This window comes from Streptomyces sp. RG80, from assembly GCF_040446465.1.
Lineage (GTDB): Bacteria > Actinomycetota > Actinomycetes > Streptomycetales > Streptomycetaceae > Streptomyces.
This window is the reverse complement of record NZ_JBEAAJ010000014.1, coordinates 142862-164965: the sequence shown is the minus strand read 5'-3', so window position 1 is coordinate 164965 and position 22104 is coordinate 142862. Positions and strand designations below refer to the sequence as shown.

Below are 22104 nucleotides of genomic sequence, written 5' to 3'. Positions count from 1 at the left end.
GGTTTGTAATGATATGAGGGTTACCGTGCCCGCATGTACCAGAACACTCCGTCACGGAGAACGACTCGACTGACGCGCCGGGGCCGTCTCGTCCTCATCGCGACCGGGGCCGTCGTGGCCGGCACCGCCGTGGCGGTGCCGCTGCTGAGCCTGGAGAGCGACGAGGACGCCAAGCCCACCTCGCTGGTGATCCCCGAGGGCTGGCGCGCGAGCCAGATCTACGACGCCGTCGACAAGGTCCTCGCCCGCCCGGCCGGTACCACCAAGAAGGCTCTCGTCAAGGCCAACCTCAAGCTGCCGAACGACGCCGAGGGCAACCCGGAGGGCTACCTCTTCCCGGCGACGTATCCGCTGGACGAGAAGACCACCCCGGAGTCGCTGCTGTCGTTCATGGCCGACACGGCGAACCAGAAGTTCAACGGCGCCCCGATCGCCGCCGGCGCCCAGCGCAACGCGATGAACGTCTACCAGGCCGTCACCATCGCCAGCATCGTCCAGGCCGAGGCCGCCACGAAGGCCGACATGGGCAAGGTGGCCCGGGTCATCTTCAACCGCCTGGAGCGCGGCATGCCGCTCCAGATGGACTCCACCATCAACTACGCGCTGGGCCGCTCCACGCTGCGGACGACCGAGGCCGACACCCGGATCGACAGCCCCTACAACTCGTACCAGCGCATGGGGCTGCCGCCCACGCCCATCGACAGCCCGGGCGAGGAGGCCGTGCGCGCGGCGATCACCCCGACGCCGGGTGACTGGCTGTACTTCGTCACGGTCAAGCCCGGCGACACCCGCTTCACGGCGAACTACGAGGAGCACCTGCGGAACGTGGCCGAGTTCAACTCCCACCAGAAGGGCGGGAGTTCACCGGCGGCGCAGTCCTCACAGCCCGCGCAGCCGGCCAAGTGACCCGGCGGGACGTCAGGCGGGAACCGCGTCTCCCGCGAGCAGCCGCCTGATGTCCCGTACCGCGGCCCGGCCCGCCCGGTTGGCGCCGATGGTGCTGGCCGACGGGCCGTAGCCGACGAGATGGACCCGGGGGTCGGCGACCGCGCGGGTCCCCTCGACGCGGATACCGCCACCCGGCTCGCGCAGCTTCAGCGGTGCCAGATGGTCGACGGAAGGCCGGAACCCGGTCGCCCACAGGATGACGTCGGCGGCCACACGCCGCCCGTCGTTCCACTCCACGCCGTCCGGAGTGATCCGGTCGAACATGGGCTGCCGGTCGAGTACACCGTCCGCGAGGCCCTGCCGGATCGCGTCGTTCAGCGGCAGTCCGGTCACCGAGACCACGCTCTTCGGCGGCAGCCCCTGCCGGACCCGCTCCTCGACCAGGGCGACCGCGGCCCGGCCGACCTCTTCGGTGAACTGCCCCTCGCGGAACACCGGCGGCCGCCGTGTGACCCACGTGGTGGCGGCCGCGTACGGGGCGATCTCCAGCAGATGCTGGGTGCCCGACGCGCCCCCGCCCACCACGACCACCCGCTGCCCGGCGAACTCCTCGGGCCCGGGGTACTGCGCGGTGTGCAACTGCCGCCCGCGAAAGGTCTCCTGGCCGCGATAGCGCGGCCAGAACGGCCGGTCCCAGGTGCCGGTGGCGTTGATCAGCGCCCGGGTCGCCCAGGTCTCGACGAGCAGCCGGCCGTCCGCGCCCTCCCGTACCGCGTGCACGTCGACGGGCCGCCGCACCCGCAGATCGAAGGTGCGCTCGTACGTCTCGAAGTACTCGGAGATCACCTCGGAGGACGGCCGCGCGGGATCGGCGTCCGTCAGCTCCATGCCCGGCAGCGCGTGCATCCCGTGCACCTTGCCGTACGTCAGCGAGGGCCACCGGAACTGCCAGGCGCCGCCCGGACCGGGGGAGTGGTCCAGCACGACGAAGTCGCGCTCGGGCTCGAAACCGGTCCGGCGCAGGTGATAGGCGCTGGACAGACCGGCCTGACCAGCGCCTATGACGACGACCTCGATGTTGTTCACGCTTCTACCAACTGTGCCGGGGTCGCAGATCTTCCCGGCGGCGGGGCTACGACTTCTCGCCCCGGGCGGGGGTCGTGGACGCCGGGAGGCCGGCGTTGAAGCGTGTGTCCACGAAGTCCGCGAAATCGACCTTGTTCGGGATGAGCTTCAGCTCGGTGAAGGCGTCCGCGATCTCCTGCTCGGACGCGATGAGCGGCTTGTCGACCGCGACCGAGATCCGGCTGGCGTTGGTGCGCCGCACCGACGCCAGCGCCACCTCGTACGGCAGACCGGTCTCCTTCGCCCACACCTCGGCCCACTCCTCCTGATGGTCGTGGACCCATGCGGTGGCCCGGCGCAGCCGCTCCAGGTAGTCCTTGATCGCGGCGGCCTTCTTCTTGTCCTGGAGCGCGCTCGGCGCCGCCACCTGGAAGGTCAGACCGTTGGTGATGCCGTCACCCGTGGTGAGGACCCGGCCCTGCTTCCCCTGGAGGATCTGCGAGGTGTACGGGTCCCAGACCGCCCAGGCGTCGACCTTGCCGGAGGTGAACGCGGCCAGCGCGTCGGCCGGCTGGAGGTACTTGACCTTGACGTCGCTCAGACTCAGACCGGCCTCCTTGAGAGAGGCGACCAGCTGGTAGTTGGCGGAGGAACCCTGGGCCACGGCGACCGACCGGCCCTTGAGCTGCTCGGGCGCGGTCAGCTTCGAGTCATTGGGTACGAGGATGGCGTCGCCCTTGGACGTGCCGTGGAAGGCGGCCACGACCTTGATCTTCGAGCCCGCGCCGGCGGCGAACACCGGCGGGGTGTTGCCGACGCCGCCGATGTCGACGGCCTTGGCGTTGACGGCTTCCAGCAGCGGCGGACCGGACGTGAACGTCGACCACTTGATCTTGTAGTCGAGGTTCTTGAGTTCACCCGCGGCACGCAGGATCGCCTCCGAACCGCCTTTCTGGTCACCGACGTTGAGCGTGAGGGAGCCCTGGCCGTCGGTGTCGCCCCCGGTGCCGGCGGACGCGTTCCCGCCGCACGCGGTGAGCAGGAGGGCGAGGGGGAGGAGCAGTGCGGCGGGGGCGAGGCGTCGTCGCATGGGGGTTCGGTTCCGTTCTGTGTGTCGCTGTTGCTGTGGGGGGTTCAAGTGCTGTGGGGGTTCAGGCGGCTTCGGCGGCGGTGTCGACGCCGAGGCGTTCGAGGAGTCCGGCGCGCAGCTCCGCGAATCGGGGGTCGGTGATGTCGCGGGGGCGTTCGAGGTCGATCCGCTGCTCGTGGGCGATGACTCCGTCGTCCATCACGAGGACGCGGTCGGCGAGCAGGACGGCCTCCTCGACGTCGTGCGTGACGAGCAGCACCGCGCAGCCGCGGCGCTGCCACAGCTCGCCCACCAGACGCTGGGCCTTGATCCGGGTGAGCGCGTCGAGCGCGCCGAACGGCTCGTCGAGCAGCAGGAGATCGGGCTCGCGCACCAACGCCCTTGCCAGTGAGGCGCGTTGGGCCTCGCCGCCGGAGAGCGTCTTGGGCCAGGCGTCCGAGCGGTGGCTCAGCCCGACCTCCTCCAGGGCCTGGTCGGCGACGCCGCGTGCGGGCTTGCCCGGCAGGCCCAGCAGGACGTTGCGCCACACCTTCTTCCACGGCATCAGCCGGGGTGCCTGGAAGGCGACGGCCTTGCGGCGCGGTACCAGGACGGTGCCCTCGATGTCCCGGTCGAGGCCGGCGAGGATGCGCAGCAGGGTGGACTTGCCGCAGCCGCTGCGGCCGAGGAGGGCCACGAACTCCCCGGGCCGGACGTCGAGTCGGAGGTCGTCGATGACGGCGCGGCCGTCGAAGGAGCGGCTCAGGCCCTCCACGCGCACCGCGTGCGAGACGCGGGGTGCCGCGGAAGTCTCCGCCCCCGGGGAGGTCACCGGCCGGTGAACGTCGGTCGCCATTGCAGCAGCAGCCTTTCGAGGGAGCGGACGATGAAGTCGGCGAGCAGGCCGAGGAAGGCGTAGACGATCAGGCAGACCACGATCACGTCGGTGCGCAGGAAGTCCCGTGCCTGCACCATCAGGAACCCGATCCCGGCGTCCGCGTTGACCTGCTCGGCGAAGACGAGCGCGAGCCAGGCGATGCCGAGTGAGTAGCGCAGCCCGGTCAGGGCGCCGGGCAGCGCCCCCGGCAGTACGACGTGCCGCACCAGTCCCCACCGGGAGAGCCCTAGGGACTCGCCGGCCTCGATCAACTGGGCGTCGACGCCGCGGATTCCGGCGTAGACGTTGAGGTAGAGCGGGAAGGTCACACCGAGCGTGATGATGGCGATCTTGGGCGCCTCGCCGATGCCGAACCAGATGATGAACAGCGGGATGAGACCGACGAACGGCACGGTCCGCAGCATCTGGACGGGGGCGTCCACGAGATCCTCACCGATCCTGAACAGGCCCGAGACCAGGGCGAGTCCGGTGCCGATAAGGGTGCCGAGGAGCAGACCGGCCGCGACGCGCTGGAGCGAGGTGGCCATCGCGGAGCCGAGCGAGCCGTCGGAGAGCAGATCGCCGGCGACCTGCGCGATACGGCCCGGTGAGGCGAGTACGTCGGCGGTCAACACGCCGGTGGCGCTGAGGAGTTGCCACAGTGCCAGCAGCAGGAGCGGTCCACTGGTGCGGCGCAGCCAGCGGGGGACGCGGGTGCGGCGGGAGGAGGTGGGGACGATGGGTTCGAGGGCGAGTGATGCCTCGGAGGATTGGCCGATACCCGAAATATCGGATTCGAGTGGACCTGGCGGGGCATGGCTGATGCTCATGAGTGCTCCACGGGGAGGAGAGCGGCCGGTGGGGGAGGCGCGCCTCGGCACCGTCACGTCAGGACGCGCGGGTAGGCGTACGAGCGTGGAGCGGTGCCGATGAAGCGAGGGGGGAAGACGAGAGGGAGAAAGGCGTCAGCAGCCGCGGCGACACGCGGCGGAGGCCACCCGCAGCAGGTCGATGTGACCGCGCGTGGTGAGCAGGGCTGAACGCAACATGTCGCCGAAAGTAGCCAGATGGCGTGGCCATGGTCAATGGCGTCTCGCGGAATGGACCGTCCGTATCAACGGCCGGTCGGCCGGTCCCCCGTGACGCCGTCCGCATGGGCGAGGATGGACGCATGTCAGATGCGTTCACCACCCGAGTTCTGAACGTCACCTCCGGCTCGGCGGAGCGGGTCGTCGACCTCACCGCCGACTGCGAGGCCTTCCTGCGCGACGCGGCCGCCGGCCGCGACGGCCTCCTCAACCTCTTCGTCCCGCATGCCACCGCCGGCATCGCCATCATCGAGACGGGCGCCGGCAGCGACAACGACCTCCTCACCGCCCTCCACACCCTCCTCCCCGCCGACGACCGCTGGCAGCACCGCCACGGCAGCCCCGGCCACGGCCGCGACCACGTCCTCCCCGCGCTCGTACCCCCGCACGCGACGCTTCCGGTGCTGGGCGGACGACTGGAGCTGGGGACCTGGCAGTCGGTGTGTCTGGTGGACACCAACCGCGACAACCCGCAGCGAAAGGTCCGGCTCACCTTCCTCTCGGGGGAGTGATCTCCGGCACGAGAACCTGTGTGTTGTCGTCAGTAGACGGACAGGCCGAAGGCGTTGAGCGCTTCCTGGATCGGCTGGTAGAAGGTCGTCCCGCCCGAGGCGCAGTTCCCGGAGCCGCCGGAGAGGATGCCGACGACCTTGTCGCCGGCGTAGAGCGGGCCGCCGCTGTCGCCGGGCTCGGCGCAGATGTTGGACTGGATCAGGCCGTAGACGATGGTGCCGCTCGCGTAGGCGACGGTGACGTTGAGTGCGGTGACGCGGCCGCAACGGACGCCGGTGGTGGCGCCCCGGCGGCACACGGACTGGCCGACGTAGGCGGTCGTCGTCCCGGTGACGTCGACGGTGCCGATCGTGCCGGGACGCGGTACGGCCGGGTTGGCGTACCGGACGACGCCGAAGTCGTCGCCGGGGAAGCTGGTGGCGGTGGTGGGGCCGATCGACGTGGTCATGGCGGAGCTGGTGTACCAGGTGGGCGCGCCCTCGGTGCAGTGGCCCGCGGTGACGAAGTAGTACGTGGAGCCGCTGCGTACGTTGACCCCGGCCGAGCAGCGCCAGCCGCCGGTGTAGATGCCGTCGCCGCCGGACACGAGGGTGCGCAGCCGGCCGTCGAGCCGTTCGAGGGTCGCGGCGCCCCCGAACCGCTCGGTGGCTCGCCGGAGGTCGGCCAGGTCCGCGTCCGTGACCGTGGCGTCGGCGAGGATTCGGAGCTTCCCGGTGCGCTCGTCGACGGCCCAGCTCGTCCCGGCGATTGCCAGGGACTCCACGGCCGAGGCCGCGGCGGACACCGAGGCGGTGGAGGGTGCGGTGGGCGCCGCGGTCGCGCCGGCGTCGGACACCGTCAGGGCGCCCACCACCAGCAGGCTCAACAGCGTGGCGATCAGCCGTGGATGTCTGATGCCGGCTCTGACGTCGGTACGGCGTGCTCTGATCACGGAAGGCTCCCGAGGACGGTGGGTCGGGTCCGGAGCACGCCCAGGTGGTCGCCGGGCGTGCTGTGCGTCTGTTCCGTGGTGCCGTGGTGATGTGATGCCGTGCTGCGAACGCCTCAGTGTGCCTGGCCGCGGCCGGTGGGGGTAGGCGGGCTTCAGCCGAAGGAGCCGCACGAGAGGTGTGGTGAACGTGGCGTGAGCCGACGGGCCCTCACCGCACGTTCACCACACCCCAGGGCATCTCACCTCACCGCCGGCCCGCGCTTCCCGTCTGCCGCACGAGCCGCCATTCCTGCGAGCCGTCCGCGACGGCGTTCTGCAAGGTCAGGGCTGCCCCGGAGGACGCGCCCGTCAGATACAGATCGGTGTTTCCGGCGGCCTGGAACTTGTAGTAGCCGTCGGCGGTCCTGATCAGGTTCCAGCTGCCCGTGGCGCTGTTGTCGACCCACTGGCCGATCCGCTGGCCGACGGTGGCACGGCCCGTCCAGATCGCCGCCGCGCGGCCGCCGGACTTGTTGAGCAGGGTCGTCCCGCCGCCCGGCTCGGTCACCACGTGCCAGTACTGGGTGTCCTTGTCGGTCGCCGAACCAGCCTTCTCCAGGACCACGTCGGGCACGTCGCCGTTGCCGATGTTGGCGTCGTTGGTCCTGCTCCCCGTGCCGATGACCTGCCCGGTTTTACGGTTCACCAACTGGTAGTAGGCGCCCGCCGAACGGCCCAGGTCGACCTCGGCGAAGGCGATCGTCGACGTGCCCTGGTTGTTGAGGATCGAGACCCGTCCGGTGCCCCGCACGTACTGGAGGTTGCGGCTGTAGCCGGCCGGCGAGGTCGTCTGGTACTCGGTCCAGGCACCGTCGCTGCGCCCACTGGCGTTGACCCACACGTTGCCGCTGCCGGCCGCGTTGTAGACGAGGCGCCCGTCGGGCAGGCGGATGATCACCGGGCTGCCGTTCACCGCGAGAGGACGTGAACCGGCCGTCACCGGAAGCGAGGTGACGGGATGGCCCGACGAACCGGCGTAGAACTTCAGGGGGTTGTCGGCGACGGCGTAGCGCGTGTTGACTCCGCCGCCCCAGTACTCGTACGTCAGCAGCCACTTGCCGTCCGTCGTCGGTACGACGTTCGTCATGCCGGGCCGTCCGCCGCCGATCTCGGTCTTTCCGCCGCCCATGTCCTGGGTCTGGCCGGCGACGTCGACGACGGCTCCGCTCCATCGCGCACTGCGGCCGTCCCAGGTCTTGTGGACGAGGATCTGGCCGTGCGAGTCGGTGGCGGTGTCGTTCGCGGGGTCCAGGACCGGGGCGCCGGTGGCCGGGTCGAAGCCGGTGTAGTCGTTCTCGTCGGAGTAGTAGCAGACGAGCTTGCCGCCGTGGACCATCAGGTACGGCTCCCACAGGGGGTCCACCTGCCGGTGCGTGTTGGCGTCCGCGATGTTCTGGCCGACCGCGCCCGCGCTGCCGCCCTGCCAGCCGCCGGTCGCGACGACGTTGAGGATCTTCCAGGTGGCGCCCTGGTCGGTGCTGGAGTAGAGGGCGATGGCCAGGTTCTCGCGGTCACCGTCGTTGGACGGCGTCCAGCCAGGATCGGCCGCCTTGTGCTCCTTGTAGTACTGGTCGTCGCCCGACACGACACTGGCCAGCAGCAGCGTGCCCCGCTTCAGGTTTCCGACGTCCTGCGGGAGGGCGTACAGATACGGGTTGGTCCAATTGCTGGTGTACTTGGCGTACTTGGGGTCCTTGGAGAGGTACGCCGGGGCCTTCACCTCGGACAGCGGCTGCCAGGACGTGCCGTGGTCGTCGCTCTTGTAGACCGGCAGGGTCTCCCCGTCGGCGCTGCCCGACGCGGGTACGACGGTCGCCTTCTCGAACGACGCGACCAGCCGACCGCTCGGCAACTGGGCCGACTTGGGGTACACCGCGCAGTTGAACCGGCCCTTCAGGCAGGGCTCGTCGCCGAGTTGGTAGAGGATGCCGCCGGTCGGGTTGTAGGCCTGCGCACTGACCATGGGCACCGCGGCCATCAGGAAGGCCGCGGCGATGGTGCCCAGTCGTCTTCTGTTCGGCATCAGTTCTCTCCCTCGGTGACGAAGACCCGCACATCCCAGGCGCCGAGCCGCACCGCGTCGCCCGCGGGGACACGGCCGCCGTCCAGCACGTCGGTCAGATCCGCCGGGGCCTCGACACTCTTCGGCTCCCAGCCCCAGTTGTGGACCACGTGGACACGGCGCCCGTCGGGGGCGGTACCGGTCGTCGCGGTGACGGACTCCGGCAGGTCCCGCCAGCGCGTCTCCGGGGCCAGCCAGGTGGCCAGGGCCCTGCCGAGATCACGGCCGGGCACCGTGCCGACGCAGGTGATACGCCCCTCCCCGTGACGGCGGGTGGTGACGGCGGGCCAGCGGCCGAAGTGCGGGTGGTCGTACTCGACGAGCACGTCGGCGTCCATGACGGTCAGACCGTCGGCCCAGCGCGTGGCGGCGGCGTGCTCCGGCAGCCGCAGCGGGCCCTCGGACACGGCCCGTACGGGGACGTCCTGCGACAGGTTGCTGAACTCGTCGTAGCTCACCCCCGCGGCCTCGGCCAGCCGTCCGGGCGCCGCCTCGGCGCGGGCCCGCGCCTCGTGGTCGGCGTAGCCGGTGCGCGGGCCCAGCACCAGATGGCCGCCCGCCTCGGCGTACGCGGCGAACCAGTCGAGGGTCGAGTCGGCGGCGACGTACAGCGCCGGGACGACGAGGACCGGGTGCCGGGAGACGGCCTCCTGCGGGGAGAGCCCGTCCCGTTCGCCCTTCGGGTCGTGCAGCTGCCGCGCGTGGACGAGGCGCACCTGGCGGCCGGCGTCGAAGGCGCCCCGGTAGAAGGGGTCGAGGATACGGTGGTAGGCGGCCGGGTCCGGTCCGCCGTCCGGCTTGGCCAGCGGCGGGTACTTCTGCATCAGCCACTTGCTCGGCGTCGAGTACACCAGCGTGATGTCGGCGTCCGGTTCGAGTCCGGCGACGAGCGGGCCCGCCGTCTCGAACTCGGCACCCAGCCGGGCCAGTTCGGCGTAGGTACGGCCCGGTCGACCGGTGTGCGGAAGGATGCCGCCCCAGTAGGTCTCGGCGCCGAAGTGCAGCGTGTGCCAGTGCCAGTACTCGATCATCCGGGCACCGCGTGCCACCAGCGCCCAGGCGGCCTGGCGCCACTGGCCGTCGTAGGCGGGGCGGTTGTGCCACGGTTCCCCGATGGAGCCCGCGTTGGTCTCGGTGACCAGGAAGGGCTCCTGGCGGGAGGAGAACATCCAGTCGGCCGTCTGGTACAGGGCCCACACGCCCGTGGTCTTCCAGATCTGCTCGTGGCCGTCGGGCGTGGGGTCGGGCAGCAGCAGGCCGTCCTGCATCTCGTAGTACGGGTTGCCCGAGGCGATGTCGAGGCGGTCGCTCAGCTCGTCGTCCTCCACCGCCGGCCGGGTGTAGGAGATACAGGTGGTGACGAACTGCTCGGGGCTCGCGTACTCACGGACGATGTCCGCCTGCCAGCCGATGAACTCGGTGACCTGGCGGGCCTGGAACTCCCGCCAGGCGACGTCGTACTGGGGCTGCACGTTGCCGTCCGGGGTCCACAGGTCGGCCCAGGTGGACAGCCGGTGGGACCAGTAGACGAGGCCCCACTCGCGGTTGAGGGTCTCGACGTCGCCGTACTTCTCCCGGAGATGGTCCACGAACCGCTGGAACACTCCGTGGTTGTGCAGGAGTTCGTTGCCCGGCTCGTTGTCGACCTGGAAGCCGATGACGGCCGGATGGTCCGCGTACCGGGCGACGATCCGACGGATCACCCGCTCGGCGTGGAAGCGGAACGCCGGGTGGGTGAAGTCGACCTCCTGCCGGGCGCCCCAGCCGATGCGTTCGCCGGTGCGCCGCTCGCCCGTGATCTCGGGGTACTGGCGGGCGAGCCACGGCGGGACGGCGTACGTCGGTGTGCCGAGGACGACGGAGATGCCGCGCTCGTGGGCACCGTCCAACACCGGTCGCAGCCAGTCGAGTTCGAAACGACCGTTGTCCGGCTCCCAGGTCGACCAGACCGACTCGCCGACCCGGATGACACTCACATGGGCGTCGGCCATGAGGTCGAGGTCGGTCTTGAGGCGTTCGTCCGGGTGCTCGTGCGGCTGGTACTCGTGGTAGTACGCGGCACCGAACAGGACGCGGGCAGGCAGAGCCGCCATGAAGAAGTCCTCCGAAGTGTTCTAGTGGAAAGGGGAGTTGGGCTACTGCTTGACGCCACCGGCGGCCAGGCCGCTCTGCCAGTACCGCTGGAGCAGCAGGAAGGCGGCGACGAGCGGGACGATCGAGATCAGCGAGCCGGTGACGACGAGCGCCACCATGTCGCTGCTGGCCCCCGCCCCGCCGTTCTGCGCCTGCGCCGCCCAGGAGGAGAGGCCGACCGTGATCGGGTACAGGTTGGTGTCGTTGAGCATGATCAGCGGCAGGAAGTAGTTGTTCCAGGTCGCCACCAGCGTGAACAGCAGCACCGTCACCAGGCCCGGCGCCAGCAGCCGCAGCCCGATCCGGAAGAAGATCCGCGCCTCGCCCGCGCCGTCGATACGGGCGGCCTCCAGGAGGCTGTCCGGGATGGCGTCGGCCGCGTAGATGCGCATCAGGTACAGGCCGAAGGGGTTGACCAGCGACGGGAGGATGATCGCCCACGGGGTGTTGACCAGGCCCGCCTTGGCGAAGAGCAGATAGGTCGGGATCGCCAGCGCGGTGGTCGGCACCATGACCGCGCCGAGCACCAGGTTGAAGGCCAACCGGTCGCCGCGGAAACGGAACTTGGCGAAACCGTAGCCGCCGGCGGCCGCGAGCAGGGCGGCGCCGACCGCGCTGACACCGGCGTACAGCACTGTGTTGAGCAGCCAGCGCAGGAAGACGCCGTCGTCCTGGGTGAAGGTCTCCTTGATGTTCGTCAGCAGCCGTGGGGTGTCGGAGAACCACAGGCCGAAGCTGTCGAACAGGTCCTGGGCGCTCTTGGTGGAGGCGATCAGCAGCCAGAACAGGGGGAGGAGGAAGTAGGCCAGGGCGGCCAGCATGGCGATGGTGAGGGGTGTGCTGCGGCGGGGTGCGCGGGTGCGGGCCGGTGTGGCGCGCATCGGCTTCGCGGCCTTGGGCGCGGTCGCCTCGGGTGCGGTGGTCGTCATGGTGTCCTCCTGCGGTTCGCGGTGAGCAGGACGCCGTAGGAGACGATCACGATGAGGAGACCGAGCAGGAAGGACACCGTCGCCGCGTAGTTGACCTGGTTGCCGGTGAAGGCGAGGGAGTAGGCGTAGAGGTTGGCGGTGTAGGAGCTGCTGATGACGTCCGGGGCGATCTTCATCAGCAGGTTCGGCTCGTTGAAGAGCTGGAAGCTGCCGATCACGGAGAACAGCAGGGTGAGCATCAACGCCGGGCGGAGCGCGGGCAGTTTGATCGACCAGGCGATCCGCCAGGCGCCGGCGCCGTCCACGGCGGCCGCCTCGTACAGCTCGTGCGGGATCGTGCGCAGGGCGGCGTACAGGATGATCATGTTGTAGCCGACGAACTCCCACGTCACGATGTTCGCGAGGCTGCCGAGCATCCAGCCCTCGCTGAGGAACTGCGGGACGGGCAGATCGAGTTTCCGGCTCAGCTGGGCGAACGGGCCGAAGTCGGGGCCGTAGAGATAGCCCCACATGAGGGCCGCGACCACGCTGGGCACGGCGTACGGCACGAAGATGCCCAACCGGATCACCCGGGCCAGCCGCAGCAGTCCGCTGTCGAGGGCGAGGGCGAACAGCAGCGCGAGAAGCAGCATCACGGGGACCTGGACGACGAAGAACAGGGCCACGCGCCCGACTCCGTGCAGGAGTTGGGAGTCGCCGAGGGCCTGGGCGTAGTTGTCGAGGCCCACGAAGACGGTGCCGCCGATGAGGCGTTCCTGGAAGAGGCTGAGGTAGGCGGCGTAGCCGAGCGGCGCGAGGAAGAGCAGCAGGAACAGCACCAGGAACGGGGCGACGAACAGCGGTCCCGCCGACCGGTGCCGGCGTGTGGCGGCCATGGCTCAGCTCCCCTTGACCGTGAAGCCCTGGTTCTTGGCGTACGTCGTCAGGCGCGACTGCCAGCTGCCGAGGGCGGCGACGGTGTCGGACCGGTCGGCGAGCGACTTGCCGACCGTCTCCGTCCAGTCGGTGGCCGCCTGGTCGAGGAACGGGGGCCACTGGAAAGAGGAGTTGACGGTGTTGCCGACGTCGGCGAAGACCTGGTTGACCTTCTGGCCGCCGTAGAAGGTGGGGGCGTCGGCGGTGAACTCGGCGTCCGTGAGCAGGGCCTTGGTGGCGGGGAAGAAGAACTGTTCGGTGGCGAACATCTTCGCGCTGGCCGGGTCGCTGTTCAGGAACTGCGCGAACATGGCCGCCGCGATGGGGTTCTTGGTGGAGCGCAGCACCGAGGTGGTCGAGCCGCCCCAGTTGCCCGAGCTGGGCTTGGCGGCGTCCCACTGCGGCAGCGGGGCCGCCCGCCACTTGCCCGCGGTGGGCTTGGCCGAGCCGGAGAGGAAGACCGGGCCCCAGGCCGCGGTGAGCCAGGTGGCGTACTTGCCCCTGTTGAAGCCGGTGTACCAGGCGTCGGTGAAGTCGGGGTCGGTGCTGATGACGCCCTCCTTGGCGAGCCCGCCCCAGTAGGCGCCGAGCTTCTTCGACACCGCGTCGTCGACACTGATGGTGATGTCACTGCCGGAGGTGGCGTAGGGCTGGGCGCCCGCCTGCCACAGCAGTCCGTGCCAGGCGGCGGGCTGGTTGGCCGCGAGGTTGGTGAGATAGACGTCGGGGTCGGCCCGGTGCAGCTTGCGGGCCGCCGCGGCGAACTCGTCCCAGGTGCCCGGCACTTCGATGCCGTGCTTGTCGAAGATGTCCTTGCGGTACAGCATGCCCATCGGCCCGGTGTCCTGCGGGATCGCCCAGACCTCGCCCTTGGGACCGCTGACCTGACCCCAGGTCCAGTCCACGAAACGGCTCTTGAGGGCGTCGGCGCCGTAGGGCCGTAGATCCAGCAGGCTGTCGGTGATGGTGAAGGTGGGGATGGCCTGGTACTCCAGCTGCACCATGTCCGGGGCGCCGGTGCCGGCCTTCAGCGCGGTGCGCAACTTCGTGTACTGGGGCGTGCCTTGACCGGCGTTGACGATCTTCACCTTGATCGCCGGGTACTTCTTCTCGAAGAGCGCGACCTCCTTGGCGACGTTCGGGACCCAGGTCCAGAACGTCAGCTGGGTCGGCGTCTTCATCGCCTTGTCGATGTCGGCCTGGCCGACCGGCTTCGCGGAGCCGGACGAGCCGCCGGAGTCACCGCCGCCGCACGCGGTGAGTGCGGCGCCGAGAGAGAGGGCGCCGGTGGTGGTGAGGAAGAGCCGACGGCTCATGGACGTGTTCGTGGGCATGGTGAACTCCCGCCGGAGACGAAGAGGAGGGCACGCCTGGCGAGGGCGTACGAGGGTGGGGAGGGGACGGGGCGATCGGGGTCGCGTGCTCGTCCCAGGGGCCGACGAACCTGTGCGGTCGCGGCCGAGAGATGCGGTGAGGAAATGCGGTGAGGAGACGCGGTGTAGCGGTGGGGTGCGGTGAAGCGGTGCGGTGAGGAGACGTGGTGGCGAGGCGGGCGCGGCGGCCCGGCTCCGCTGCCGTGGATCCTTACGGCTGACCGGCGCGGGTCAGCGGCGGGTGGCGGAACCTCCGTTCTGGGGCGGCGGCGCCGTCGAGTCGCGGAGGATGAGGTCGACCGGTGGGCCGCTCTCCGGCAGGGGATCGGCGTCCGGGTTCTCGATGGCGTGCACCAGACGCTTGAGTCCTTCCTGGGCCACGGCGTCGAAGGGTTGCCGCACCGTGGTCAGGGGAGGGGTGACATAGGCGGCGACGGGGATGTCGTCGAAGCCGACCACGCTGACGTCGTCGGGCACGCGTCGCCCGGCCTCCGTCAGCGCGCGGACCAGGCCGATCGCCATGTCGTCGTTGGCGGCGAACACGGCGGTGACCGCGGGATCGCGGGCGAACGCGCGGCCCGCCGTGTACCCGGACGCGGCCGACCAGTCGCCCTCGACGGCCGGGGGTACGTCCCTGCCGTGTGCCGTGAGCGTGGTGCGCCACCCCTCCAGCCGGTCCCGGGCGGCGAACCACCGCTGTGGACCGGCCAGGTGATGGACCGTCACATGCCCGAGCTCCAGCAGGTGTTCGGTGGCGGCGCGGGCCATCAGATCGGCACCCCGGCCCGCGGTCAGCACCGCCGGTGAGGTGAGGGGCGGCGGCGGTGCGCCGATGACCAGGATCGGGACGTCCACGCGGTGCGGCTCCGCCCCGCCGTCGCCCGACTCGTCGATCGGCTCGGAGACGACGATGCCGTCCACGCCCTGGTCGAGCAGCGAGTCCACGGCACCGGCGAGGCCCGCGGGGTCGCCCTCCATCGTGTTGACCACGCGGAGCGCGTACTCCGTGTCCCGCAGGACCCGTTCGACGCCCATCAGCAGTGTGGCGGGACCGTACAGGGCGGTGCCCAGGGTGATCACGCCGATCGAGCGGGTCCGCCCCGAGGCCAGTGCCCGGGCGGCGTTGTTGCGCCGGTAACCGAGCTGTTCCGCGGCGTCGAGGACGCGTTTGCGTGCTTCGGCGGAGACGTAGGGCTCTTCGTTGAAGACTCTCGACACCGTCTTCTGGGAGACCCCGGCAAGACGCGCCACATCGACGCTGTTCGGCGCCGCGGAGCTGCCGCTCCGTCCTGTGCCTCGCTTCATGGTGTCTCCCGGTGACCGCGCGATCGAACCCCGATGATGAACGATCGAGCCCCAATGATGTCAGACACCGACGGCCTGACTGCGCTGTCATGTCTGCGTAGTCATGTCTACGCAGTCATAAGAGTGCCGTCAAGAGTCCGGACGGTATCGATGAGCGGCCGGCGCCATGACGTCGTGCCGGGGCAGGAGCCGGCGGCCCGGGCGCGTACTGCGGTTTCAGTAGAGGGTCGTCCGATTGCGGTAGGCGGCAGTGCCAGTAGCCGCACGACGACGGGAGGGGGTCCGCCAGGACAGCCTGATCGAGGTAGACGAGAACAGATGCGGAGTTCCTTGACGTGGCTACTTTTCTGTACCGACTGGGCCGACTGGCCTTCCGGCGGCGAGGTTACGTCGCCCTGATCTGGCTGGCCGTCCTGGCCGCGGTGGGACTGGGCGCCCTCCAGGCGCCGGGCGCCGCCGACGAGGAGTTCTCCATGCCGGGCATCGAGTCGCAGAAGGCGTACGACCTGATGCAGGAGCGCTTCCCCGGTGCCGCCGCCGACGGCGCCACCGCCCAGGTGGTGTTCGTCGCCCCCGACGGGCACAAGGTCACCGCGACCGACAACCGGCGGGCGATCGAGGACGCGGTGGACTCCCTGGGCGACGGCTCGCAGGTGGCCGGCGTCGCGGATCCCTTCGAGGCGAAGACGGTCAGCCAGGACGGCACGACCGCCTACGCGACCGTCACCTACAAGGTGAAGTCGTCCGAGGTCACCGACGCCAGCCGAACGGCGGTCGACAACGCCGCCGACCAGGCCCGGGACGCCGGTCTGACCGTCGAGACGGGCGGCTCCGCCATGGACAGCGGCGGCGGACCCGGCGGCGTCGCCGAGGTCGTCGGCATCGCGGTCGCGGCCGTCGTCCTGCTGATCACCTTCGGCTCGCTGGCCGCCGCCGGGCTGCCACTGCTGACGGCCATCCTCGGCGTCGGCGTCAGCATGTTCACCATCACGCTGCTGTCCGACGCCCTCGGCCTGTCCACCAGCACCGGCACGCTGGCCTTGATGCTGGGACTGGCGGTCGGCATCGACTACGCGCTGTTCGTGGTCTCCCGCTACCGCGAGGAACGCGACAAGGGCCACGCCCCGGAGGAAGCCGCCGGACTCGCGGTCGGTACGGCCGGTTCGGCGGTCGTCTTCGCGGGCCTGACCGTCGTCATCGCGCTGGCCGGCCTGACGGTCGTCGGCATCCCGATGCTCACCAAGATGGGCCTGACCGCCGCCGGTGCCGTGATCGTCGCCGTGGTCATCGCCCTGACCGTGGTGCCCGCCCTCCTCGGCTTCTGGCCGAACGCCGTACGGTCGGGCGCCACCCGCAAGCAGGGGAAGAGCGGGCGGCTGCCCCTGGGTCGCCTCCTGCGATTCCGGCTGCTCAAGTCCCGGAAGCCGGACGGGGTCGACAACCACGGAACCCGCTGGGCCCGTTTCGTGCTGCGCCGCCCGATCCCCGTCCTGCTGCTCGGCGTCGTGGGCCTCGGCACCCTCGCGATCCCGATGACCCAGTTGCAGCTCGGCATGCCCGGCGACGAGGCCAAGTCCACCGCCACCACCGAGCGCCGCGCCTACGACGCCCTCGCCGACGGCTTCGGCCCGGGCTTCAACGGGCCGCTCACCATCGTCGTGGACGCCGAGGGCGCCGCCGACCCCAAGGCCGCGGTCACCACCGTCAACGAGCGGATCGCCGGCACGAAGGGCGTCGTCTCGGTCACCCCGCCCCACTTCAACGAGGCCGGGAACACGGCCGTGTTCGCCGCGACCCCGTCCACCAGCCCGACCGACGAGAAGACCAAGACCCTCGTCAAGACCATCCGCGGCGAACGTCCCGGCATCGAGTCGACGGCCGGCGTGTCCTTCGAGGTCACCGGAACCACCGCGCTGAACATCGACATCGCCTCCAAGGTCCAGGCCGCGCTGGTGCCCTACCTCGTCACCGTCGTAGGCCTGGCCGTCGTCCTCCTGCTGATCGTCTTCCGGTCCCTGCTCGTCCCCCTCAAGGCGGCCCTCGGCTTCCTGCTCTCGGTCCTCGCGGCCCTCGGCGCGGTCGTCCTGGTCTTCCAGCAGGGCCACGGAGCAGGCCTGTTCGGGGTGGAGCAGACCGGCCCGATCATGAGCCTGATGCCGATCTTCCTCGTCGGTATCGTCTTCGGCCTGGCCATGGACTACGAGGTCTTCCTCGTCTCCCGGATGCGGGAGGCCTACGTCCACGGGGAGCCCGCCCACCAGTCGATCGTCTCGGGGTTCCGGCACAGCGCCCGGGTCGTGGTGGCCGCCGCGCTGATCATGATCGCCGTCTTCGCGGGCTTCATCGGCGAGAGCGACTCCATGATCAAGATGATCGGTTTCGGCATGGCCACCGCCGTGCTCCTCGACGCCTTCGTCGTCCGGATGGCGATCGTGCCCGCCGTCCTCGCCCTGCTGGGCGACCGGGCCTGGTGGCTGCCGAAGCGGCTGGACCGGCTGCTGCCCCGGGTCGACGTGGAGGGCGAGGCCCTCACCCGGACCCCGGCCGCAGCGGCCCACGACCGGGAACCGACCCCGGACGAGCCGGTCGAGGCACGCGTCTGACCAGGCCCGTCCCGGCCGTCCCAGGGCCGCCCGTGGCAAGCGCCGCGGGCGGCTCGCGCGGCACCCGGCCACCTACGTCGTCCACCATGGGCTCAGGCCCTACCCCGCGGAGAGACAGATGACCACCAGCCTGGACCGCCCGACCGGGCGCCGGCACATCGCCACGGACGTCCTCCTGGTCCTGGGACTGGTCGGCTGCGTGACACTGGGCGCCACGATCACCATCCCCGGCCTGAGCCAGCCCGAGGAGGACTGGCCCGCCGTGGTCCTCGCGGCCGTCTCCTGCCTGGTCCAGCTGAAGGCGCGCAATCACCCGCGCGCCGCCCTCGTGGTCTGCGCGGGCTGCACCGTGGCCACCGTGGCCCTGGGCTACGTGCTCACCCCGCTGCTGCTCGCCCCGCTGATGATCTCCCTGTTCTGGCTGGCCACCGGCACCGACCCGAGGACCTCCAGCGTGTGGGGCGGCGCGACCATCGCCGTGGTGGTCACCACCGCCGTCGCCGACCAGCCCACGACCGAGATGCTCGTACTGCGCACCGTCGGCCCCGTGCTGTGGCTGCTGCTGCCCCTGGTCGGCGGCAGCCGCAACCGGCTGCGCCGCGCCTACGTGGACTCCGTGCACGCCCGCGCTTCGTACGCCGAACGCACCCGCGAGGAGGAGGCCAGGCTGCGGGTCGCCGAGGAACGGATGCGGATCGCCCGCGAACTCCACGACGTCGTGGCCCACCACATGGCCGTCGCCAACGCGCAGGCCGGCACCGCCCGCCACCTCGCCCGCACCCACCCGGATCAGGCGCAGCAACTCCTCGACGAACTGACCGCCACCACGTCCTCCGCGCTGCTCGAACTCCGCGCCACGGTAGGGGTGTTGCGCAGCCACGGCGACGACCCCGACGCCGACTCCCTGGAACCCGCGCCCGGCCTGGACCGCCTCCCCGAGCTGATCGCGACCTGCGAGAGCGCCGGCGTCCAGGTCACCGTCACCACCGCGGGCGAACCCCGGCCGCTGTCACCGGGCGTGGACCTGACGGCGTACCGGATCATCCAGGAAGCCCTCACCAACGTCACCAAGCACGGCGCGGGGAAAGGCGCGACCGTCCGGCTGACCTACTCCGACTCCCGGCTGCTCATCTCGGTCACCAACGAAGGGGGTGCCCTCGCCGCGGCGGTCCCGGGCGGGGGTTACGGTCTGATGGGCATGCGCGAGCGTGCCCACTCCGTCGGCGGCGACCTGCACGCCGGACCCCGCCCCGAGGGCGGTTTCGAGGTCGCCACCGCACTGCCGCTGCACCCGCTCGCCCCGGACGAAGACGAGGCACTCCTGTGACCATCCGTGTCCTGCTCGCCGACGACCAGGCCCTGCTGCGCGGCACGTTCCGGCTGCTGATCGACTCCTGCGAGGACATGGAGGTGGTCGGCCAGGCCTCCAACGGCCAGGAGGCGATCGACCTCGCCCGCGTCCACCGTCCCGACATCGTCCTGATGGACATCCGGATGCCCGGCACGGACGGCCTCGCCGCCACCTCCGCCATCTGCGAGGACCCCGCACTGACCGGCACCCGGGTCCTCGTCCTGACCATGTTCGAGACCGACGAGTACGTCGCCAGGGCACTGCGCGTCGGTGCCAGCGGCTTCCTCGGCAAGCACGTCACCACCGACGCCCTGCTGGCCGGCATCCGCACGGTCGCCGCGGGCGAGGCCCTCCTCTCGCCCGGCGCCACCCGCGCCCTCATCACCCGCTTCCTCGCCGCCCCGGCCCCCGGCTCCCTCCTCGCACCCCCCGAGCGGCTCAGCGACCTCACCCCCCGGGAACGCGAGGTCACCGCACTCGCCGCCCGAGGCAGGTCCAACGACGAGATCGCCGAGGAACTCGTCCTCAGCGTCCTGACCGTCCGCAGCCACATCCAGCGCTCCCTGACCAAACTCGGCGCCCGCGACCGCGCCCAACTCGTCGTCATCGCCTACCAGACGGGGCTGGTACGGCCCGCGTCCCCCTCGGGGCCGGGACGGTAGGGGGGCACGCCGGCCGAACCGGGGCGTGTCTGCGAGTTCCAGGCCCCCGCCGAGGGCACCCCGGGCCGGCTGTCCTGGACCGCGGAGCAGGACGGCACGCCCGAGGAACGGCTCGACGTGCTGCACGCCTGGCTGGTGGGGGACCTGCCCGGGGGCCGGGTGCGGATCCTCACCCAGGAGACCCAGATCGGCAGGCCCGCCGCAGCCCTGGCCGCCGAGCGCCCCAACCCCATGCTCAACGGCCACCAGGCCTGGCTGGACGGCCTCGTCGGCGCCGCCACCGCCCCCGCCACCGTCGCCTAGTAGCCTCCGCACGCCGGATGCGCCCTACGCTCGGGTGCACCCAAGTCGCCACCCCCCAGGGAAGTTGACGTCATGACCGACCAGCTCACCGTGAGTGTCCTCGGCACCGGGATCATGGGCGCCGCGATGGCCCGTAATCTCGCTCGCGCCGGGCTCACCGTCCGCGCCTGGAACCGCAGCCGCGCCAAGGCCGAACCGCTCGCCGCCGACGGCATCACCGTGGCCGACACCCCCGCCGAGGCGGTCGAGGGCGCCGACGCCGTCCTGACCGTCCTGTACGACGGCCCCGCCGCCCTCGACGTCATGCGGCAGGCCGCCACCGCGCTGCGCCCCGGCACGGCGTGGGTGCAGTCCACCACCGCGGGCATCGAGGGCCTCGCCGACCTGGCGGCCTTCGCCGAGGCGCAGGGGCTCGTCCTCTACGACGCCCCCGTGCTCGGCACCCGCCAGCCCGCCGAGGCCGGACAGCTCCTCGTCCTCGCGGCCGGGCCGGTGGACGGACGGCACAAGGTGACGCCCGTGCTCGACGCGGTCGGTGCCCGCACGGTGTGGACCGGCGAGGACGGCGCCGAAGGCACCGCCACCCGCCTGAAGCTCGTCGCCAACAGCTGGGTCCTCGCCACCACCAGCGCCGTCGGCGAGGTCCTGGCCCTGTCGAAGGCGCTCGACGTCGACCCGCAGAACTTCTTCGACGCCATCGCGGGCGGCCCGCTGGACATGGGCTATCTGCGCGCCAAGGCCGGGCTGATCCTGGAGGACCGGCTGTCCCCGGCCCAGTTCGCCGTGACGACCGCCGCCAAGGACGCCCGGCTCATCGTCGAGGCCGGCGAGCGGGGCGGCGTCCGTCTGGACGTGGCCGCCGCGAGCGCCGCGCGTCTGGAACGGGCCGCCGCGCAGGGCCACGGCGACGAGGACATGGCCGCCGCGTACTTCGCCAGCTTCGACGAGAAGGCCTGAGGAGACCTGGTAGGTCCAGGTCGCCGGCCCGGCCGCACGTCCTCGCGGATCACTTCCAGTCGTAGGCGTACGCCGCGACCCAGGTGATGTCCAGCTGGGCGCTGCTGCCGGGTGCGGCGCCGGGGCCTTCGAGGGCGCTCTCGTTCTGGAGCACCCAGGACAGGGGCTGCTTCGGGACGGCGCGGGTGTCGTGTCCGGTCTGGCGGCCGTCCACGAAGAACCGCACATGGCCGGGCGTCCACTCCGTCGACACCGTGTGCCATTCGGTCCAGTCGTCGCCGCCCGGGAAGTAGCCCTGCTCGCCGCCGCCGCACGGATGGTGGAAGGCGGTCAGGTCGCCGGTCCACTCACCCTCGGGATGGTCCATCTCGCAGCCCCCGCCGTAGTGCAGCCAGGCCGACTTGTAGCCCGGAGCCAGCTTGGTCACCTTGATACGGGCGCTGTACTTGCCGTACTTCATCTGCATGACCGCACGGGGTACCACCGCCGCAGCGTGCACGGGACCCCCGTCGGCGGGTCGCCACATGCGGATGAACATCCGTCCGTCGCCGTTCTGCGCGGGCCCCACGCTCACGGTGTCCTCCGGGTGGTAGACGCCCACGACCTCGCGCCCTCGGTCGTTGGCCGTGTCGCGCCAACCGGTCGGATACGCCCACCAGTTGTCGCGGTAGGCGCCCCGCAGCCCACCGCAGTACGCGGCGGAGGTGTCGGCATGGTGGTCGCAGTCGCTGAACGAACCCACCGGCACCCGGTCGCCGTTGAAGTCCTCCGCGAGGACCTGCCAGAAGGGCCCGCAGTCACCGCGCGGGAGTTCGGTGCCGGTGTCGCGGCAGGCGTCGGCCGCGCCGGGGGCCCCGTCGGCCCTCGGGATGCCGAGGACGGCGGCGAGGAGGACGAGGCCCATGGACACCAGCAGAGCGCGTCGACCACCACGGCCGTGCGGTGCCGCGTGTGTTCCCATCTGTAGGCCCTCCGCTCCTCGGCGCGCGGGCGTCGTACGACGGGAAGCCCGCGCGAGGGAGCATCCTCACCGCAGCGCCG

20 protein-coding genes are annotated in these 22104 nt (G+C 71.0%); 7 read left to right on the top strand and 13 right to left on the bottom strand.

The genetic code is table 11. The features are described from left to right. Window positions 1-33 precede the first annotated feature (33 nt). Window positions 34-906 (top strand): endolytic transglycosylase MltG, encoded by an 873-nt coding sequence (gene mltG, locus ABKA17_RS40230; RefSeq protein ID WP_353697360.1) that lies wholly within the window; start codon window positions 34-36, stop codon window positions 904-906. Window positions 907-918: 12 nt separating this feature from the next. On the opposite strand, the gene ABKA17_RS40225 is transcribed toward mltG, so the two are convergent. The 5 genes from ABKA17_RS40225 to ABKA17_RS40205 all read right to left on the bottom strand — a co-directional run bounded on the left by ABKA17_RS40225 (window position 919) and on the right by ABKA17_RS40205 (window position 4948). Next, window positions 919-1974, bottom strand: a complete 1056-nt coding sequence (locus ABKA17_RS40225) for an NAD(P)-binding domain-containing protein (RefSeq protein WP_353697359.1) — start codon at window positions 1972-1974, stop codon at window positions 919-921. A 46-nt stretch (window positions 1975-2020) separates the two neighbouring features. Then, entirely contained in the window at window positions 2021-3043 is a 1023-nt protein-coding gene (locus tag ABKA17_RS40220; protein WP_353697358.1) for an ABC transporter substrate-binding protein, read from the bottom strand. A 61-nt stretch (window positions 3044-3104) separates the two neighbouring features. Next, complete coding sequence (locus ABKA17_RS40215; RefSeq protein ID WP_353697357.1) at window positions 3105-3878, bottom strand: ABC transporter ATP-binding protein; 774 nt, start codon at window positions 3876-3878, stop codon at window positions 3105-3107. Continuing rightward, window positions 3851-4729, bottom strand: a complete 879-nt coding sequence (locus tag ABKA17_RS40210) for an ABC transporter permease (RefSeq protein ID WP_353697356.1) — start codon at window positions 4727-4729, stop codon at window positions 3851-3853. Before ABKA17_RS40210 ends, ABKA17_RS40215 begins: the two co-directional genes overlap by 28 nt. Before the next feature lie 135 nt (window positions 4730-4864). Next, window positions 4865-4948, bottom strand: a complete 84-nt coding sequence (locus tag ABKA17_RS40205; protein ID WP_349817350.1) for a putative leader peptide — start codon at window positions 4946-4948, stop codon at window positions 4865-4867. Window positions 4949-5070: 122 nt separating this feature from the next. Here ABKA17_RS40205 and ABKA17_RS40200 point away from each other — a divergent pair, with 122 nt between their 5' ends. Beyond that, the gene (locus ABKA17_RS40200) at window positions 5071-5499 is read left to right on the top strand and encodes a YjbQ family protein (RefSeq protein WP_353697355.1); all 429 of its coding nucleotides are present in this window, start codon (window positions 5071-5073) and stop codon (window positions 5497-5499) included. Window positions 5500-5528: 29 nt separating this feature from the next. Here the strand turns inward: ABKA17_RS40200 and ABKA17_RS40195 are convergent, their stop codons facing one another. The 7 genes from ABKA17_RS40195 to ABKA17_RS40165 form a co-directional block, all read right to left on the bottom strand. Beyond that, on the bottom strand, window positions 5529-6431 hold the full coding sequence (locus tag ABKA17_RS40195; protein ID WP_502994523.1) for a S1 family peptidase: 903 nt from the start codon (window positions 6429-6431) through the stop codon (window positions 5529-5531). Between the two features lie 244 nt (window positions 6432-6675). Continuing rightward, complete coding sequence (locus ABKA17_RS40190; protein ID WP_353697354.1) at window positions 6676-8493, bottom strand: RICIN domain-containing protein; 1818 nt, start codon at window positions 8491-8493, stop codon at window positions 6676-6678. Further along, window positions 8493-10625, bottom strand: coding sequence for a beta-galactosidase (locus tag ABKA17_RS40185; protein ID WP_353697353.1), 2133 nt, complete (start codon window positions 10623-10625; stop codon window positions 8493-8495). Before ABKA17_RS40185 ends, ABKA17_RS40190 begins: the two co-directional genes overlap by 1 nt. A 42-nt stretch (window positions 10626-10667) precedes the next feature. Beyond that, entirely contained in the window at window positions 10668-11594 is a 927-nt protein-coding gene (locus tag ABKA17_RS40180; RefSeq protein ID WP_353697352.1) for a carbohydrate ABC transporter permease, read from the bottom strand. After that, the gene (locus ABKA17_RS40175) at window positions 11591-12469 is read right to left on the bottom strand and encodes a carbohydrate ABC transporter permease (protein ID WP_353697351.1); all 879 of its coding nucleotides are present in this window, start codon (window positions 12467-12469) and stop codon (window positions 11591-11593) included. Before ABKA17_RS40175 ends, ABKA17_RS40180 begins: the two co-directional genes overlap by 4 nt. A gap of 3 nt (window positions 12470-12472) precedes the next feature. Next, entirely contained in the window at window positions 12473-13843 is a 1371-nt protein-coding gene (locus tag ABKA17_RS40170; RefSeq protein WP_353697350.1) for an ABC transporter substrate-binding protein, read from the bottom strand. 270 nt (window positions 13844-14113) lie between these two features. Next, window positions 14114-15187: a LacI family DNA-binding transcriptional regulator gene (locus ABKA17_RS40165; protein WP_353697349.1), complete on the bottom strand. Its 1074-nt coding sequence runs from the start codon at window positions 15185-15187 to the stop codon at window positions 14114-14116. A gap of 335 nt (window positions 15188-15522) precedes the next feature. On the opposite strand from ABKA17_RS40165, the gene ABKA17_RS40160 reads away from it, so the two are divergent. From ABKA17_RS40160 to ABKA17_RS40140, 5 genes are all read left to right on the top strand, one after another. Next, entirely contained in the window at window positions 15523-17790 is a 2268-nt protein-coding gene (locus tag ABKA17_RS40160; RefSeq protein ID WP_353697348.1) for an MMPL family transporter, read from the top strand. A gap of 118 nt (window positions 17791-17908) precedes the next feature. After that, window positions 17909-19117: a sensor histidine kinase gene (locus ABKA17_RS40155; protein ID WP_353697347.1), complete on the top strand. Its 1209-nt coding sequence runs from the start codon at window positions 17909-17911 to the stop codon at window positions 19115-19117. Then, complete coding sequence (locus ABKA17_RS40150; protein WP_353697346.1) at window positions 19114-19803, top strand: response regulator transcription factor; 690 nt, start codon at window positions 19114-19116, stop codon at window positions 19801-19803. Before ABKA17_RS40155 ends, ABKA17_RS40150 begins: the two co-directional genes overlap by 4 nt. Before the next feature lie 117 nt (window positions 19804-19920). Continuing rightward, complete coding sequence (locus ABKA17_RS40145) at window positions 19921-20106, top strand: SRPBCC family protein (protein ID WP_353697345.1); 186 nt, start codon at window positions 19921-19923, stop codon at window positions 20104-20106. 72 nt (window positions 20107-20178) lie between these two features. After that, a complete protein-coding gene (locus tag ABKA17_RS40140; protein WP_353697344.1) occupies window positions 20179-21063 on the top strand; it encodes an NAD(P)-dependent oxidoreductase in 885 nt (294 codons plus the stop codon). 49 nt (window positions 21064-21112) lie between these two features. Here the strand turns inward: ABKA17_RS40140 and ABKA17_RS40135 are convergent, their stop codons facing one another. Then, window positions 21113-22024 carry a glycoside hydrolase family 16 protein gene (locus ABKA17_RS40135; RefSeq protein WP_353697343.1) on the bottom strand — a complete coding sequence of 304 codons (912 nt, stop codon included), beginning with the start codon at window positions 22022-22024 and terminating at the stop codon, window positions 21113-21115. Between the last annotated feature and the right edge of the window lie 80 nt (window positions 22025-22104).

Excerpts from the sequence above, each read along its gene's own strand:
- mltG (WP_353697360.1), top strand. The coding sequence starts at position 34 with ATGTACCAGAACACTCCGTCACGGAGAACGACTCGACTGACGCGCCGG.
- ABKA17_RS40220 (WP_353697358.1), bottom strand. The coding sequence starts at position 3,043 with ATGCGACGACGCCTCGCCCCCGCCGCACTGCTCCTCCCCCTCGCCCTC.
- ABKA17_RS40215 (WP_353697357.1), bottom strand. The coding sequence starts at position 3,878 with ATGGCGACCGACGTTCACCGGCCGGTGACCTCCCCGGGGGCGGAGACT.
- ABKA17_RS40210 (WP_353697356.1), bottom strand. The coding sequence starts at position 4,729 with ATGAGCATCAGCCATGCCCCGCCAGGTCCACTCGAATCCGATATTTCG.
- ABKA17_RS40205 (WP_349817350.1), bottom strand. The coding sequence starts at position 4,948 with ATGTTGCGTTCAGCCCTGCTCACCACGCGCGGTCACATCGACCTGCTG.
- ABKA17_RS40200 (WP_353697355.1), top strand. The coding sequence starts at position 5,071 with ATGTCAGATGCGTTCACCACCCGAGTTCTGAACGTCACCTCCGGCTCG.
- ABKA17_RS40190 (WP_353697354.1), bottom strand. The coding sequence starts at position 8,493 with ATGCCGAACAGAAGACGACTGGGCACCATCGCCGCGGCCTTCCTGATG.
- ABKA17_RS40185 (WP_353697353.1), bottom strand. The coding sequence starts at position 10,625 with ATGGCGGCTCTGCCTGCCCGCGTCCTGTTCGGTGCCGCGTACTACCAC.
- ABKA17_RS40180 (WP_353697352.1), bottom strand. The coding sequence starts at position 11,594 with ATGACGACCACCGCACCCGAGGCGACCGCGCCCAAGGCCGCGAAGCCG.
- ABKA17_RS40175 (WP_353697351.1), bottom strand. The coding sequence starts at position 12,469 with ATGGCCGCCACACGCCGGCACCGGTCGGCGGGACCGCTGTTCGTCGCC.
- ABKA17_RS40170 (WP_353697350.1), bottom strand. The coding sequence starts at position 13,843 with ATGCCCACGAACACGTCCATGAGCCGTCGGCTCTTCCTCACCACCACC.
- ABKA17_RS40165 (WP_353697349.1), bottom strand. The coding sequence starts at position 15,187 with ATGAAGCGAGGCACAGGACGGAGCGGCAGCTCCGCGGCGCCGAACAGC.
- ABKA17_RS40155 (WP_353697347.1), top strand. The coding sequence starts at position 17,909 with ATGACCACCAGCCTGGACCGCCCGACCGGGCGCCGGCACATCGCCACG.
- ABKA17_RS40140 (WP_353697344.1), top strand. The coding sequence starts at position 20,179 with ATGACCGACCAGCTCACCGTGAGTGTCCTCGGCACCGGGATCATGGGC.
- ABKA17_RS40135 (WP_353697343.1), bottom strand. The coding sequence starts at position 22,024 with ATGGGAACACACGCGGCACCGCACGGCCGTGGTGGTCGACGCGCTCTG.